Origin of the sequence: Dyadobacter frigoris, from assembly GCF_005280585.1 — a bacterium.
In the GTDB taxonomy this organism is placed as follows: Bacteria; Bacteroidota; Bacteroidia; order Cytophagales; family Spirosomataceae; genus Dyadobacter; species Dyadobacter frigoris.
Map to the genome: position 1 here is coordinate 89,083 of NZ_SZVO01000007.1, position 17,061 is coordinate 106,143.

Below are 17,061 nucleotides of genomic sequence, written 5' to 3' on the forward strand. Positions count from 1 at the left end.
ACAGTTCAATTCCCGGGATTAACAGATTAAGCAAATGTTAACGAATCGGTTATAAACTATTTTTCAATTTGAATTTTAAAAAACTATAGCCCATAGCAAATGGCTATGGGCTACTTTATCTATCAGAAAGAAAAAGGTTATTGACTAACCTGATTCATATCGCCCTGACTATTCTTCGTCACTTTCAATTGCCGGAACCTCAGCACGTGGTGCTGCAGCAGCTGCATCCTCATTGCCTTTGTCAACCTGACGTTTGGCTTCTTCTTCCTCAACAAGACGCTGATCGTCTTTATCCTGCTTGCGTTCCATCAGACCTTCTTCGATTGCCTTACCGATAGCCAAAGTAATCAATGAGATCGCTTTGTAAGCATCATCATTACTTGGAATTGGGAAATCAACCAATTCTGGGTTTGAGTTTGTATCACAGATAGCAAAAATAGGGATGTTCAATCTTTTTGCTTCTGAAACTGCAATGTGTTCACGTTTCACATCAACGATGAAAAGTGCAGCAGGAAGGCGCGTTAAGTCAGCTACACCACCTAACACTCTTTCCAATTTGTCCTTTTCACGTGTAAGCATCAGGCGTTCTCTTTTCGCGATATTGCTAACCGTGGTTTCGTCTTTAAGCATCTTCTCAAGAGTCTGCATTTTTTTCAAAGACTTGCGAATTGTGCCAAAGTTTGTAAGCATACCACCTAACCAACGATCAGTTACGTAAGGCATTTTAAGGCGTTTCGCCTCTTCCGTTACGATTTCCTGCGCTTGTTTTTTAGTAGCCACAAACATGATCTTACGTCCTGAACGAACGATCTGTTTCAAAGCAGCTTCAGCTGATTCTACGCAGCTAAGTGTTTTGTTCAGGTCAATGATGTGAATACCGTTTTTTTCCATAAAGATATATGGAGCCATACGGGGATCCCACTTGCGGGTAAGGTGACCAAAATGCACACCTGCATCCAATAGGTCTTTATATTCTATTTGTGCCATTGCCAAATTTGAATTTAATATTTTGAAAAAGATATTACATACGCAGCACAGTACATCGGGCACGATAAGTAACTGTCTGGACTTCTTTCAAATGTCAAGTTTTGTCATTTGTTGTCAGGGGTTGTCATTTATTGTTGTGCTTCTCAGCCGAAACGATACCTGACTATTTCCTGACCATACTTGACTATTCCTGACAATGAAATAATATTAACGTTTCGAGAACTGGAATCTCTTACGAGCCTTAGCGCGACCGTATTTCTTACGTTCAACCATACGAGGGTCACGAGTAAGGAATCCTTCTTTCTTCAACGCTGGACGGAAATCTCCGTTATATTCAACCAATGCACGTGAAATAGCCATACGAACAGCCTCAGCTTGTCCTGATATTCCACCACCTCTTACGTTTACTTTAACGTCGTAACCATTGTTACCGCTAATCGTAGCGAAAGGCATTTGCAAAACGATCTGATGTACTTCAAAAGGAAAGTACTCCTTAAAATCGCGGCCGTTTACTTTGATTTCTCCTTTACCTGGCGTTAGGTAGATGCGCGCCACAGCTGTTTTTCTTCTACCAATTGTGTTGATAACTTCCATGAATTGCTTTTGCGTTATCAGTTATAAACCTAAAAGGCTTAAAACTGTATTTCTTTAGGTTGTTGAGCACTGTGCGGATGTTCCGCAGCGGCATAAACGAACAAATTAGTAAACAAACGACGTCCCAAACGACTTTTTGGAAGCATACCTCTCACGGCTTTCTCAATAACACGTTCCGGGTGTTTTTCAAGCAATTCGCGAGGAGTTTGAAAACGTTGACCTCCCGGGTAACCCGTGTGACGAACATAAATTTTGTCTGTCAACTTCTTACCTGTCAACTTTACTTTATCGGCGTTGATAATGATAACATTATCACCACAGTCTACATGAGGGGTGTAACTTGCTTTGTGCTTGCCTCTGATAATTTTAGCAACTTCACTGGCCAAACGACCAAGAACTGCACCTTTGGCATCCACAACAACCCACTCCTTGTTCACTGTGTTTTTGTTCGCCGAGATGGTTTTGTAGCTTAACGTATCCACGATTAACAAAAATTTTAATTGATTTTCAATAAATTACACTGTTATAGAACAGTCCCATCGCAAAATGGGAGTGCAAATATAGAGTTTAACAAATTGAATTACAAGTATGTTTGTAATTTTTCCCGGAAGACGCATTTTTTGTAATACTTATGATATGGGTGATTAATCTGAAAAATCGCATTTTAACAACGATTTACGAAGTTTTTAGGTGACAGTCAGCCACTAAGCAAGTAATACGCAAACTTGAAATACTTTGATTAAATAATTTTCCAGATCAATTCTGATCTCAACAAATCCTAAACATTTCCCTTATGTATATTAAAAATAGAGCTCTAAAAGACGCCTTTTTAAACTGTCGGATTGCCCGGATTATATTTTTCGTTCTATTTTTTATCAATTCAGGTTATGCTCAGGATTCTGATGCATTAGCTTTTCGGCCACTTTTCAATGGGAAAAACCTAAACGGATGGATCGATGTCAATACTTCCAAAGAAACCTGGAAAGTGAAAAACGGAACTTTGATTTGCTCGGGCTTACCGATTGGCGTGATGCGTTCCGACAAACAATATGAAAATTTTATTTTGGAAGTCGAATGGAAACATATGACGGCTGGCGGGAATTCCGGGATTTTTGTTTGGAGTGAAGGAACACAGTTTAAAGATGATCCGCTAACAAAAGCTATCGAAGTGCAAATGCTAGAACTGGATTACGCCAGGCAACATAATGCTACTGACGATTACGTTCATGGCGAATTATTTCCAACGATGGGCATGACGGCAATTCCGGATAATCCGCGTGGCATACGAAGCAAATCCATTGAAAAACGCTGCAAAGGAAAAGGAGAGTGGAATAAATATGTGGTCGTTTGTGTAGACGGAACCGTAAAATTATCTGTCAACGGAAAATTTGTGAATGGGTTACGCGCATCAGAACGGAAGAAAGGTTATATCTGCCTGGAAGCAGAAGGTGCTGAAATTCACTTTCGTAATATGCGCATTATGGAACTGCCTTCCGGCATAACATCGGCAGAACAAACCGCACCGATCGTAAACTGATTTGTGAAGTTGACTATGCCTTAATAACTTACGCAGGTTATCACAATATTCAATACCAATGAAAATCTCCTTTATCGGTGCCGGAAATGTCGCATGGCATCTGTCTCAGGCTTTTGAAGATGCCGGTCATCTTATTTGTGAAGTTTATAGTCGCGATACGCAAAAGGCCCGCCAGCTGGTATCATTGCTTTATGATTCAGAAATTCAGCCGGATCTGAATTTTTCAGAAAGTGATACACAGATTATTTTTATTACGGTTTCGGATGATGCTTTAAAATCGGTTATTGAGCGAATCGTTTTGCCCGAAGGCGTCATTGTAGTTCATACTTCGGGCACAAGATCTTTGGCGGAACTTCAAAATCTGCTGGAAATTTACAGTGATGTGCCTGTACAAACTGGTGTTTTTTATCCATTACAAACTTTCACCAAAGAGGTTCCGATGGATTATAAAACGTTACCCATTTGCGTGGAAGGGACCAGCGATATCGTTGAGGCCAGGCTTACAAATTTAGCTGACAGCGTGAGTAATTATGTGCGCCACGTTGATTCTGATGAGCGGTTTATTTTACATGTAGCGGCAGTTTTCGCCAGTAATTTTACCAATCATTTATTAAGCATTTCTCATGATCTGCTTGCACGGGAGCAGTTAGATTTTGGTCTGCTGGTGCCATTAATCAGAACAACGGTTGAAAAAGCTTTACAATCGGATAATCCCGCATTAGGACAAACCGGTCCGGCAAAGCGGGGCGACTGGGCAACAACCGGGCGGCATCTTGAATATTTACAGGAAATAAATCCCGACTGGACCGATATTTATCGTTTAATGACCGAAAGAATAAGAACCCGTCATATGGGAAATGAATAACCGGTACTTCGCCGGGAAAAAAGTTAGACTATCTTTGCACACAATTCCAATCTTGAAATTTTATGAGTTCAGCCTTAGAAGAGCGTTTCAAACAGATTACAACCTTTATTTTTGATGTGGACGGTGTTATGACCGACGGCAGTGTGATCGCACTTGAAAGCGGAGAGCAACCCCGGATTTTCAACGTTCGTGACGGATATGGTATTAACCGTGCCGTTAGGCTGGGATATAACGTCGCTATTCTTTCCGCACAAAATCAGGTTGGCGTTCGTAAAAGGCTGGAATATTTAGGTGTTAAAGACATTTTCATTGGTACAACACCCGACGGAAAATTACCAATCTTTAAAAAATATCTTCAGGAACGCGGCCTTACTGAAAATGAAATCATATTCATGGGTGATGACCTCCCTGATTACGAAGTCATGAAAACGGCCGTTTTAGGTGCATGTCCTGCCGATTCAGATCAGGAAATTCTTGCGATTGCAGATTATGTATCTCCTGCAAAAGGCGGTTACGGAGCAGTTCGTGACGTGATCGAGCAGGTGATGCGTGCGCAGGGAAAATGGATGTCGTGGTTTGAATCGAAGTAAGAATATAAATACGTGGCACACTCGGAAAACAAACGTTACTTTCCCAATTTAAATGGTATCCGCTGCATCGCAGCACTTTTAGTGGTTTTTCATCATCTGGAGCAAGCCAAACATGCTTTTGGTATTGATAATTTATATGATGTAACGATCATCAAACATGCCGGACGATTAGGCGTGGGTTTGTTTTTCGTGCTGAGTGGATTCTTAATTACTTATTTACTGCTGGAAGAAAAAGGTCGGTTTGGTGATGTTGACGCTAAGAAATTTTATCTGCGCCGCGTTTTCAGGATCTGGCCTATCTATTTTCTGATTATAGGATTATCCTTTTTTGTTTTCCCGCATATTGATCTGCTTTATTTTCCTGGGGCCAATGAAAAGTTAGCGCATGATGTTGCACCTCGTTTAGCATTGCTGCTTTTGGTTCTACCGAATTATGCCTTTGTATTGTACGATCTTCCTTATTGGTGTGCGCAAACCTGGTCCATTGGTGTGGAAGAGCAATTTTACTATTTATGGCCGTGGATTATCAAATATCCCAAAAGGAGTGGAAGAATTCTTTTCCTCTTCCTATTCGTGACAGCTATACTATTATTCGGCGGAGCTTACCTTTTAGATAAAACGGACGAGGAAAAAATATCCGCCATCACTACATTCTTCGGTCAGTTCCGGATTCAAACGATGGCGCTCGGAGGTCTTTGCGCTTATCTGGTTTATTCACAAAAAACAAAAATTCTGGATTTCGTTTTTAGAAAAGATGTGCAGATCGTGGTCTACACATTGTTAGCCGTTCTGTTTTTCTCAGGTGTTCACTTCACAGGATTTCTTGAATTATATGCGCTCTTTTTCAGCTTTTTTGTGCTGAATGTTTCCTGTAACAAAAACACAATTATCAGTCTGGAAAATAAGGTAATGAGCTATCTGGGTAAGATTTCCTATGGACTTTATATTTACCACGTTTTCGTTATTGTTTTTATCATCAATGCATTAAGAACATTTGCTCCTCAAATAACAGGAACCACCTATCACATCGTGGTCTATATTTTAAGCTTTGCATTATCCGTAGCAGTAACCGCACTTTCTTATAATTACTTCGAAAAACCTTTATTGGCGTTCAAGGATCGGCATTTCGGGCGTTAGTTCTTTTTAAACGCAGAGTTATTGAGAGGTTTTGCGCAGAGTTTTGAAAGGTTTATTTTGAGGTTGGGAGTTCGGACATGGTGTAGAATTTCAGGTTTTGGGCTTTTGCTTCTTTTAGGATTGTTTCTAAAAATGTTATACTGAATCCGTATTGGCCGTTTTTCGGTTTTTCATATAATGGTTGATGACCGAAAAGCATGAGGGCAGTATTTGTTTTTTTTGCTTTTTTTAGTGCTTCTTTTATTTCCTTTTCACTAACATTTGTTCCTGCATCGATCATCAAGGCATCCACAATTTGCTCTTTGTTGAAGGGATAATAAATCCAGTTCATGACTCTTGGTTCGAAATGATAAACAGGTATTCCGAATAATTTTCGTTCTGCCTGAGCTACATCTCGCAAAATTTTGAATCCGTTTGCCAACAAAACAGAATCTGCCCGATCAGTATGGTTTCCACCTGGATGCGCATAGGAAGTGGGTTTTATACCGATTTTCGCCAGATGTTTTAAGCCTGGTTTGAGTTCAGTTTCAATATATTTTTCCGGGCCGCCGGATTCGATCATGGCAGTTGCATTTCCATGTACCGTTCCATGAAAACCGATTTCATGTCCGTCTTTTTGGAGCTGTTTTATTTTGACAATTTCATCGCTAGTCAGTGAATCCGGGCACGTTAGAAAAAAAGTAACTCTGGCGTTATATTTTTGAAATAGTGGTCTTAATGCATACCAATCATCGATAAAATGATCGTCGAAAGAAATAGCGATGCCGGCTTTTTCTGCGTTGGTTGGTTTTTCGTGGCAGGATGACAAAGATAAAATGATAAGAAAAAGACCTGAAAAAGACCAGATTTGACTGATCAAATTTAGATCCTTACTTTTCCAACTTATTAATTTCTTTGTCAAAATAGATATTATTTTTTGTGTGTTAATTTTAAGGTACCCTTCGTTTCTGCAACAATTATTATAGAAAATTACAAATAAGGTCAAAGTTATAACATTCCATCTTTTTGACTTACACTTTGTAATCTCACTAACTGAACTGTCCGGAAATTCCGAACAGTTGCGATACTGCTATTATGGATTTCAAATTACCAATGTAATAAAACAGATTCCAACTTGTAAGAAATGCTTACACGTTGAAATGTGACCATAATCCCAAACGAAGTATTAATTTCGCTAAAATAATTACCCAAAATGAAAATTCTCCACACCGCAGACTGGCATATTGGAAAAAAGCTTGACAACTTTTCCAGATTGGAAGAGCAAAGGCTGGTTTTAGATGAAATCTGTGAAATAGCGGATCGTGAAGCGGCTGATGCCGTCGTTGTAGCCGGTGACCTGTTTGATAATTTCAATCCGTCGTCAGAATCTACTGAATTATTATACAGCACTTTATACCGATTATCAGCACATGGAAGCCGTGCCGTTATAGCCATTGCCGGAAATCATGATTCGCCTGAACGGATCGAAGTGCCGGATGCTTTGGCGAAAGTTTGCGGGATTATTTTTGTCGGTTTTCCCAATGCAGAAATAAAACCGTTTCGCACCCAAGCCGGACTTGAAGTTACTAAATCAGACAAAGGATTCATCGAAATTAAACTTCCAAATTCAGACGTGCCTCTCCGCGTTTTACACACGCCTTATGCAAATGAACAGCGTCTGAAAACGTTTTTAGGACTGGAAGATTCCGAAGAAAACCTGCGGACGCATTTGCAAAAACACTGGCAGAAATTGGCCGAAAAATATCTGGATGATGATGGCTTCAATCTGCTGGTTACGCATTTATATGTGATGAAAAAAGGTGATCCGGCACCTGAAGAAGAACCGGATGAGGAGCGACCGATTTTACATATCGGCGGTGCGCAGGCGATTTATACCGAAAATTTCCCTGAGCAAATTCATTATATCGCGCTTGGTCATTTGCACCGATATCACCGGGTTGACAAAATTCCGGCTCCATCGGTTTATTCAAGCAGTCCGCTGGCGTATAGTTTCTCAGAAGCTAATCAGACAAAGTATGTCATTCTCCTTGACGCAGAAGCGGGGAAATTGAATAATTATCGCGCTATCGAATTGACGAAAGGAAAAAAACTCCGTCGCGGAAAGTTTGATTCTATTAATGAAGCGATAATCTGGCTTCAGGAGCATTCCGAAGATTTAATTGAACTAACGATCGTTTCGGATAATTATCTGGAAGCGGCCGATAAAAGACGACTTACAGAGGCGCATTCCGGTTTGGTACAGATCATTCCCCAGATCAAAAAAATTGAAGAAGAAGGAAGTGCTTCAACAATCGACCTGACTTTGAGTATGGAAAGTCTTTTTCAGGAATATTTCAAAAGTAAAAATAAAGGACAAGAACCATCGGAAGGGTTGCTTAATGTTTTTAGGGAAGTTTTGGGGTCGGAAGAATAATCCTAAAATCTATAATGACAAAAAGGCAAGCCTACCGAAAAGTAAGCTTGCCTTTAATTTTTTTATAGTAACAGAGTAAAGTGTTTTCAGATGAAATTAGTTTACCCGTTTCAATTTTGCTTCAATTGTTTGCTGTGTGTGAGGTACGATGCGTAACCTTTCTTTTGGGATCAGTTTGCCTGAATCGATACAGATGCCGTAAGTGCCATTTTTGATACGAACAAGTGCATTTTCCAACTGGATTGAATATTTCTGCAATCTGGCTGCCAGCTGCGTTAAATTTTCACGTTCGCTTGCATCTGCACCATCTTCTATCGACTTGGCTGTACTGGCAGTGTTATCTGTACCGCTATCGTTTTTTTTACTCAGACCTCCCTTAATATAGTTAAGTTCATTAAGCGTACCTTCGAGTTTGCCGCGAATGAGTAACTCAAATTCCTTTAATTCCTCCTCAGAATATCTCGTCCTTTCTTCTTGCATAATCTTAATTGATTTGAATCCGTATTAAGGTCTTTTAAAAACAAAAATAATAGTAATCAATTTCTTTTTTAACAATAAATTCCGGGAAAAGCTCCCGCAGCTATTGAAATCACTCAAAAAAGCCTACTCAACCGGCAGGACAAAGTACTGGGAAATAATAACAAAGCCACAACCTGCGGCGGGAAATGGCTTTGTTATTTTCTTGCTTTTTTATTTGTATAAAACAGTTTTTACTGCTTCAACAACACGTTTTACATTTGGTAAAATCTCCTCAATAAGTGTTGGTGCATATGGAAGCGGAACATCGCGGTTTGTAACGCGGATTACCGGTGCATCCATATAATCAAATGCATTACGCTGGATATGGTAAGCAATTTCAGTCGAAATAGATGCCAGCGGCCAAGCTTCTTCAACAACAACACAACGGTTTGTTTTCTTTACAGATTCAACAACGGTCGCATAATCGATAGGTTTAACACATCTTAAATCGATTAATTCTACGTCAATTCCTTCTTTTTCAAGTTGGATAATAGCCGGCATAACTACGCGCGAGATCATTTTACCAAAAGAAACAATGGTAACATCTTTTCCCTGACGTTTTACATCAGCTTTTCCTAATGGAATAAGATATTCCTCCTCAGGAACCATCATTTTATCGCCATACATCACTTCCGATTCCATGAAGATAACCGGGTTGTTGTCACGAATGGCTGATTTCAAAAGTCCTTTTGCATCATACGGATTTGAAGGAATCACTACTTTCAAACCGGGCGTGTTAGCGAACCAGTTTTCAAAGTTTTGTGAGTGCTGAGCACCCAGCTGACCTGCATTTCCAGTTGGTCCGCGGAATACGATAGGAGCACCGTACTGTCCGGCAGACATAGAAAGAATTTTCGCAGCGCTATTGATGATCTGATCGATCGCAACCAACGAAAAGTTGAATGTCATAAATTCAATGATAGGACGAAGACCGTTTCCGGCTGCTCCAACCCCAATTCCTGCAAAACCCAATTCGGCGATCGGTGTATCAATCACACGTTCCGGTCCAAATTCATCAAGCATTCCCTGACTGGCTTTATAGGCGCCATTATATTCTGCAACTTCCTCGCCCATCAGGAATACACTTTGATCCCGGCGCATCTCTTCCGACATGGCGTCGCGAATGGCATCTCTAAATGCTATTTCTTTCATCCGTAATTTTATGATTATTTAATGTTCCGTGGTTCCCCACTGGGATGTTACCAGGCAAATTTGTCCAAAGAGGGTTAAATTCTGTAACGCTTGGTTTCATCAAAATAAGGTTATCAATACTGGTTTCGAAAATGATGTGGTAAAATTAGAGAAACAAGGCCAATTCTCAAATTGTTTAAACAACCATTATCAGAAAAGTAAAGATATATTACAATTTTAAGTCTCAATCCATTGGAATTACATCCACCTCAACGGATAATGTATGTTTGCCCGAACTGAAAATAATTCCTTTCAACGGCGGCACGTCACTGTAATCTCTTCCCCAGGCTGTAATAATATGACGCTCACCGGGAACAACATTGTTCGTCGGATCGAAATCGCACCAGCCATAGTCAGGAATAAAAACCGATATCCAGGCGTGTGAAGCATCCGATCCCTGCAACTTTTGCTTGCCCGGAGGCGGAAGCGTTTCCAGATATCCGCTCACATACCGCGCAGCAAAACCAAAGCTGCGGATACAGGCAATCGCCAGATGCGAAAAATCCTGACAAACTCCTTTTTTCGCCGCCAGCACTTCTCTGATCGGCGTATGAATGGTTGTGAAATCAGGGACGAAATCAAATTCTGTGAATATTTTCCGGCTCAGCGCATGGACACATTCATAAAGTGGCCGGTCATCCTGAAAACAGTCTTCTGCAAAATGAATAATGGCCGGATCCCATTTGATAAGCGGACTTGGCAACAGATATTCCAGCAATGAAACTTTCAGCGAACGATCATGCATAAAACGTGCTCTCGCCTCAGCACAGGTAACGTCAGAACGGATTGGCGCGCCGGTTGTTTCCGTCAAACATTCTACAATACTGGTCGTTTTTACCGTTAATTTTTTATGCGGTGAATGAAGCGAAAAGTAGTGCGTTGTATTGCCAAAGTAATCTACGCGCTCCACAATTTCAGCGGGTGTAGGCGTTACTTCCATTGTAAAATCCTGACATAGCTGTTTTGGTAAAGTCCTTGGCGTAAGACATACCAGACTATGATATGTGCTTACAGGCTCAACGTAGCGATATTCCGTTAAATGGGTCAGCTTATATTTCATCGTTCTCTATCGGTTTAAAAAACGAATGTTGCATAATCGTATGGCTGAAATACATATTCGTCAGCGTCAGGGATACAGACGAAATTAATCCTGAAACCTCTGACATCAGATTAAATAATTCTTCTCTTTCCAGGGTAACCGGATCGTATTGGCTTAATGAAGGAATGCTGGCCAATTTTATCAATGTGGACGCTTTCAGAACAGATTTTTGTGCTTCATTAAGCCGTTCGCCAACTGTACTTGGCAAACAGTCCAGATTTACTTTTAATGAATCCAGCAAATAAACAATTGAATACGGCAATGTTTTTTCAAGCAAAACCATATCCAGCATCGCCTCAACACTTAACTGTGATTTATAAACCTGACGGTAATTCACAAGCAAATGATGATTGAGCAAAGTCGCCTCAATCAATTCATTTTCTACATTTTCTTCATTTTTAACGCCAAAATTGGATTGGATAATACTAAGTCGGGAAAGTATCCGCTCAATGATTTTTCCCGTATCCAGTAGTAAAAAACTGTTGTCACGTGGCATCGTTTCGGAGATTACCCCTAAAAATGTCAGCATACTGTTGTACAACTTATCCAGCGTTTTCTGAATATTGCTGCTATTCATTACCGGAGCATTTTTTAGCTCTAGGAAACTATTCTCAATCAGGTCAACAGTACGCCAGATCTCAATATTCCATTGATTTCTAACCGCTCCGATGGCATGTAAAAATGATCCGATATTGGACGCTATGGAACCCGGCCGGTTTACATCCGAAGCCAGATTTATAATTTCGGTATAAGGTTTATTTAACAAATCCTGACTATCCTCACCAAGAAAACCCGGATAAGTGGAAGAAAGATGTGTCAGCGATTGAAGTAATATTTTGATGTGTTCCTGTTTGGAAGAGCCACCAAAATTTCTGTCCAGATTGAGCACGTTGATCACAATGTTCATAAACTTGATCACCGACATCGTACGCTCACAATAGCGTCCAACCCAAAAAAGATTTTCTGCACTGCGGCTTGGCAGCGAAACCTGTTTGTTGAAGGCAGCCGTAGCAGGCAGCGTTATTTTTTCCTGCACCTGATCTGTTTTATCCGAAACCACCCAGGTATCTTTTGAAAGACCGCCATATTGGTTGGAAATAACAAAACGATCTTTTACCGGAGAACTTCGCGTCAGTCCGCCCTGCATCACATGGTATCCTTTTTCATCAGAAACCAGAAACGCACGGATGGCAGCGTAACGCGGTTCGATCAGACCATCTACCAGCGAAGGCGTCGTTGAAAGACTTACTTCTTCCTGCGCAATATATTCATGAGGCCGCTGGATCAGTGCCTTTTTTAGATCTTCTTTATCTTTTGGGGTAAGCAAACGACCATATACAGAGCGGAATTTAGATTTCCGGTTTGCTTTTTTAATGATTAGTTTGTCAATATTATTTAAAACAAAACTAAGCTCTCTTGGCTGTCCGCACCACCACGTAGCGACTGACGGCATAATTAAATCTTCACCCAAAAAGTATCGGCAAATATTATGCATGAAAGCCAGAAATGCATGGTTTTCCAAAACGCTGGTACCAGGCGGATTCAGCACTTTCACATTTCCTTTACGAATGGCATGAAGCAAACCCGGAACACCGAGACGCGAATCTTCACGAAGTTCCAAAGGATCACACCAGTCGTCATCAATACGGCGAATAATGACATCCACACGCTGTAAACCTTCAATCGATTTCAGCCAGACATACCCGTCACGAACTAATAAATCATCACCTTGGGCCAAAGTATATCCTAAATAAGACGCCAGATAAGCGTGCTCAAAATAGGATTCATTATTTGGTCCGGGCGTTAGATAAACGATGTTGGGTGCTTCTTTTGTTTTGCCTGATAACCTGGAAACTGTACTTTGGATGCTGTTAAAAAACGGCGATAATTTGCTCACATACATGCCATCGGCAAGCTCCGGAAGCAGCTTGCTCATCACCACACGATTTTCCAAAGTATAACCAGATCCGGAAGGAGCCTGGGTGCGGTTATCCACGATCCACATCTGTCCGTCCGGGCCGCGCGCCATATCGGCTGCGTACAGCACCAGTTGATTCGGAGCCGGAAGTATTAGATCTGCACAGGGACGAGAAAATCCTACATTGTCGAAAACAAGTTCCGCCGGAATGATCGCGTCCCTGACCAGATTTCTCGGACCATAAATATCACGAAGTATCAAATCAAGCAATAAGGCTCGCTGCTGCAATCCTTTTGCTATCGTGTTCCATTCTTTTTGTTCGATTAAAAAAGGAATCGGATCAAGCTGCCACGGACGATTCAATCCATCAACACCTTCATAGACATTATAAGTAACCCCGTTTTCACGCAGTTTGTCAATAATTTCCTGATTCCTGTTTTTTAATTCGTCAATACCAAGTTTTTCAAGCGTAGCAAACAAAGCCTGCCAATGTGGTTTCACACGACCTCTTACATCCAGAATTTCATCGTACGAGTTCAACCCGCTGCGATATGATTGTAAAAGATTCACGGAAGCTTCAGTAAGCATAATAATTCAACTAAATAATTTATAAGAGGGTGCGATTTATTTCGCTTTCCAGTATTTTCTTAAATCCAGTGTATTTGGATACTCCGGATCAATTAATTCAACCGGCGTATCACTTCTCAAATCCTTCTTCGTTTCCGCAACAAAACGGGAAACGGCTGGAGTTGATCTGTCCAGGATCGGAACTTCCTGGCCAAAAGAAGGCGTATGTCCAAAACCCTGGAATAAGCTGATCTTTCTTGATTCCGCTTCAAAACTGTTTACAGGATGTGTATCAAAACTACGACCACCCGGGTGCGAAACAAAATACGTACAGCCGCCCAAAATACGGTTGTTCCAGGTATCCACTATATCAAAAACAAGCGGCGCATCTGCTCCGATCGTTGGATGTAATGCAGACGGCGGATTCCATGCTTTGTAACGAATTCCGGCTACAAATTCTCCTTTAATCCCCGAACTTCTCAATGGAACACGGCAACTGTTACAAACCAGAATATGGCGACCTTCTATAAATCCGCTCACTTTTACCTGAATTCTTTCAAGGGAAGAATCTACGAAACGGGAAGTACCGGAGTTAGTTAATTCTTCTCCCAGAACATGCCAAGGCTCGATACCAAGACGGATTTCAAGTTGAATGTTATCAACCGTAATGCCTCCATAAAAAGGAAAGCGGAATTCAAAGAACGGGTCGAACCAGGAAATGTCAAAATGATAACCGGAATCTTTCAGGTCGTTCACGACATCAACCATATCCATATAAGCGAAATGAGGCAGCAGGAAACGGTCGTGTAATTCGGTACCCCAACGGATTAATTTATGTTTATAAGGTTCTTTCCAGAATTTGGCAATCAATGCGCGCACAAGCAATGTTTGAACCAAATTCATGTGTTTGTGCGGCGGCATATCAAAGGCACGGAATTCTAAAATTCCCAATCGACCCGTCGAAGAATCCGGTGAATACAATTTATCCATGCAAAATTCCGAGCGGTGGGTATTACCGGTAATGTCTACCAGCAAATTCCTGAAAATACGGTCAACCATCCAGAAAGGAATTTCTTCACCATCCGGAATTTGTTCAAACGCAATTTCTACCTCATATAATTTTTCATCCCGACCTTCATCAATACGCGGTGCCTGACTTGTCGGGCCGATAAACGGACCGGCAAACAAATAACTAAGCGCCGGATGATGCTGCCAATAAGTGATCAAACTTCTTAACAAATCAGGACGACGGAGAATCGGACTATCAGCAGGTTTTGCACCTCCAATCGTTACGTGATTTCCTCCTCCCGTTCCGGTATGACGGCCGTCAACCATGAATTTGTCCGTACCCAATCGTGAGAAAAATGCCTCCTCGTACAAAGCACTGATGTTATCAACCAGTTCCGTCCAGTTTTTAGCCGGGTGAATATTTACTTCAATTACACCCGGATCCGGTGTAACGATAAGTTTTTGAACACGGTGATCCGAAGGCGAAGGATATCCTTCGATCCGGATAGGCATCTGCAATTTCTCGGCAGTCGCCTCGATGGACGCCATCAGATCCAGATAATGTTCCAGATAATCCGTTGGCGGAAGATAAACGTAAATTATCCCGTCACGTTCCTCTACGCAAAGTGCCGTTTTGATCATCGGCACTTCAAAAAGCAAAGCTTGTTCTGCCGCTTTTTCTTTCTTTACCTTTTTATCTTTTTCCTCGTCCTCATCTTCAATTACCTTATTATCGGGTGCAACATAAGCCGGCGAAACCGTTCCATATCTTGCCTCCACAACCGATTTATATTCGCCTAATGGCGGCAAATCCTCAAACGGACTACGTTCAATTGGCTGCTCTCTTTTGTCTTTTGCAACTTCCGGCAAGGAATCAAGCGGAAGTCTGAAACCGATCGCTGAATTTCCGGGAATCAGGAAACAGTTTTTACGACGGAACTCCCAGGCACAACTCACCCAGTTTTCGTCTTTTACATTATATTTCAAAGGCAAAACATATCCAGTCGGATTGTTCAGACCTTTTTGCAGTAATTGGGCTAGTGTTCTTCTTTCAATTGAATCTTTAAGATTAACCTGCAACGGATCAATATTGACAGGCAATTTTCCTTCTTCCATCGCCCAATAAACCGGATCTTCATAAGCTGGTGTAATATTATTGGTGTCGATTCCTAAATATTTTGTCAGCTCGGTTGTGAAAATTTCTGCATCACGAAAAGTGTATTTTGTCTCACCTTCTTTCGCGACCAATGCATCATTTTTCCACATCGGCAAACCGTCATTTCTCCAATAAAGCGCATATTGCCAGCGAGGAAATAATTCGCCCGGATACCATTTCCCTTGTCCGAAATGAAGCAGGCCACCATGTGCAAACCGGTTTTTCAATCGTAATGCAAGATCATACGCCAGTTGTCTTTTCAAAGGACCGTCGGCAGCGGTATTCCATTCAGCACCTTCAAAGTCATCGATGGAAATAAAAGTAGGTTCACCACCCATTGTCATCCGCACATCGCCATCCTGCAAATCTTTTTCCACATCGTGGCCGACCTGCATGATCTTATTCCATTGCTCCTCAGTATAAGGTTTGGTTACCCTTGGATCTTCGTGGATACGAAAAACGCTGTTATCGAATTCAAAACTTACTTCGCAAACATCCGTTGCTCCGGAAACCGGCGCGGCGCTGGCGTAATCAGGCGTACAGCAAAGTGGAATATGCCCTTCGCTGGCGAAAAGTCCGGAAGTTGGATCGAGGCCAATCCAGCCTGCACCAGGAATATAGGCTTCCGTCCAGGCGTGCAAATCTGTAAAATCTTTTTCCGGTCCAGAAGGTCCATCCAGCGATTTTATATCCGAAGTCAGCTGAACCAGATATCCTGAAACAAAACGTGCCGCAATTCCTAAATGACGCAAAACCTGAACCAAAAGCCAGGCAGAATCACGGCAAGAGCCACTTTTTATCGTCAAAGTATCCTCGCATTGCTGCACACCAGCTTCCATGCGAATATTATAACCGATCGAATTGAAAACCCGTTGGTTAAGGTAAACAAGAAAATCGGTCGTTTTGATATCATAATTTACCTTATTCTGCTCAATCCATTCCATCAGCAACGGACCGGATTCTCTCGGTTCCAGATACGGCCCAAGTTCTTTTTTCAAAGACTGATCGTATTGGAAAGGAAACATATCAGCATATTCTTCAACAAAAAAGTCGAACGGATTGATTACCTGCAATTTGGCGATAACCTCCACTTCAACACTTAATTCTGTCGTTTTTTCCTGGAACACAACCCTTGCCTGGTAATTACCAAAAGGATCCTGCTGCCAGTTTATAAAATGATTTTCGGGCGTAATTTTAAATGAATATCCTTCAATGGCCGTACGGGAATGCGGCGCAGGACGTAATCTGAAAATATGCGGTGACAATGCAACACTCCTATCAAACTTGTACTTGGTCTTATGTGAAATAGCAACTTTTATAGCCATAATTGGAGAATTACAATAAACTATGATAATTTGGCGGCAACGAATCTTCCTCGCTCTAAAAAAATGTATAATACGTATTTTTCAAAATATATTTCTACAAGAATTTACTTTAACAAAATATCCTGCGAATACATTTTCAAAAGTATTCATTTTCT

The 17,061-nt window shown here is 41.3% G+C and carries 14 protein-coding genes; 5 read left to right on the top strand and 9 right to left on the bottom strand.

The genetic code is table 11. The annotated features are described in order from the left end of the window. Positions 1–168: 168 nt before the first annotated feature. The 3 genes from rpsB to rplM all read right to left on the bottom strand — a co-directional run bounded on the left by rpsB (position 169) and on the right by rplM (position 2,063). Positions 169–987, bottom strand: coding sequence for a 30S ribosomal protein S2 (rpsB, locus tag FDK13_RS15785; protein ID WP_137340973.1), 819 nt, complete (start codon positions 985–987; stop codon positions 169–171). Positions 988–1,194: 207 nt separating this feature from the next. Next, complete coding sequence (gene rpsI / locus FDK13_RS15790; RefSeq protein ID WP_137340974.1) at positions 1,195–1,581, bottom strand: 30S ribosomal protein S9; 387 nt, start codon at positions 1,579–1,581, stop codon at positions 1,195–1,197. Between the two features lie 38 nt (positions 1,582–1,619). Beyond that, a complete protein-coding gene (rplM, locus tag FDK13_RS15795) occupies positions 1,620–2,063 on the bottom strand; it encodes a 50S ribosomal protein L13 (RefSeq protein WP_090340119.1) in 444 nt (147 codons plus the stop codon). Between the two features lie 311 nt (positions 2,064–2,374). Between rplM and FDK13_RS15800 the strand changes: the two genes are divergently transcribed. The 4 genes from FDK13_RS15800 to FDK13_RS15815 all read left to right on the top strand — a co-directional run bounded on the left by FDK13_RS15800 (position 2,375) and on the right by FDK13_RS15815 (position 5,710). Continuing rightward, complete coding sequence (locus FDK13_RS15800) at positions 2,375–3,118, top strand: 3-keto-disaccharide hydrolase (protein WP_137340975.1); 744 nt, start codon at positions 2,375–2,377, stop codon at positions 3,116–3,118. 58 nt (positions 3,119–3,176) lie between these two features. After that, positions 3,177–3,983: a Rossmann-like and DUF2520 domain-containing protein gene (locus tag FDK13_RS15805; protein WP_137340976.1), complete on the top strand. Its 807-nt coding sequence runs from the start codon at positions 3,177–3,179 to the stop codon at positions 3,981–3,983. Positions 3,984–4,045: 62 nt separating this feature from the next. Further along, positions 4,046–4,573 (top strand): KdsC family phosphatase, encoded by a 528-nt coding sequence (locus tag FDK13_RS15810; RefSeq protein WP_137340977.1) that lies wholly within the window; start codon positions 4,046–4,048, stop codon positions 4,571–4,573. A gap of 12 nt (positions 4,574–4,585) precedes the next feature. Further along, on the top strand, positions 4,586–5,710 hold the full coding sequence (locus FDK13_RS15815; protein WP_137340978.1) for an acyltransferase family protein: 1,125 nt from the start codon (positions 4,586–4,588) through the stop codon (positions 5,708–5,710). A 52-nt stretch (positions 5,711–5,762) separates the two neighbouring features. On the opposite strand, the gene FDK13_RS15820 is transcribed toward FDK13_RS15815, so the two are convergent. Continuing rightward, positions 5,763–6,611, bottom strand: coding sequence for a polysaccharide deacetylase family protein (locus FDK13_RS15820; RefSeq protein WP_229216056.1), 849 nt, complete (start codon positions 6,609–6,611; stop codon positions 5,763–5,765). A gap of 291 nt (positions 6,612–6,902) precedes the next feature. On the opposite strand from FDK13_RS15820, the gene FDK13_RS15825 reads away from it, so the two are divergent. Further along, positions 6,903–8,123 (top strand): metallophosphoesterase family protein, encoded by a 1,221-nt coding sequence (locus tag FDK13_RS15825; protein ID WP_137340979.1) that lies wholly within the window; start codon positions 6,903–6,905, stop codon positions 8,121–8,123. A gap of 96 nt (positions 8,124–8,219) precedes the next feature. On the opposite strand, the gene FDK13_RS15830 is transcribed toward FDK13_RS15825, so the two are convergent. The 5 genes from FDK13_RS15830 to FDK13_RS15850 all read right to left on the bottom strand — a co-directional run bounded on the left by FDK13_RS15830 (position 8,220) and on the right by FDK13_RS15850 (position 16,906). After that, entirely contained in the window at positions 8,220–8,606 is a 387-nt protein-coding gene (locus FDK13_RS15830; RefSeq protein ID WP_137340980.1) for a TraR/DksA family transcriptional regulator, read from the bottom strand. A gap of 207 nt (positions 8,607–8,813) precedes the next feature. Next, entirely contained in the window at positions 8,814–9,794 is a 981-nt protein-coding gene (locus FDK13_RS15835) for a pyruvate dehydrogenase complex E1 component subunit beta (protein WP_137340981.1), read from the bottom strand. Positions 9,795–10,017: 223 nt separating this feature from the next. Further along, positions 10,018–10,893 carry a transglutaminase family protein gene (locus FDK13_RS15840; protein WP_137340982.1) on the bottom strand — a complete coding sequence of 292 codons (876 nt, stop codon included), beginning with the start codon at positions 10,891–10,893 and terminating at the stop codon, positions 10,018–10,020. Continuing rightward, entirely contained in the window at positions 10,883–13,438 is a 2,556-nt protein-coding gene (locus FDK13_RS15845; RefSeq protein WP_137340983.1) for a circularly permuted type 2 ATP-grasp protein, read from the bottom strand. The genes FDK13_RS15840 and FDK13_RS15845 overlap by 11 nt, the downstream gene beginning before the upstream one ends. Positions 13,439–13,474: 36 nt before the next feature. Next, a complete protein-coding gene (locus tag FDK13_RS15850) occupies positions 13,475–16,906 on the bottom strand; it encodes a transglutaminase family protein (protein WP_137340984.1) in 3,432 nt (1,143 codons plus the stop codon). Between the last annotated feature and the right edge of the window lie 155 nt (positions 16,907–17,061).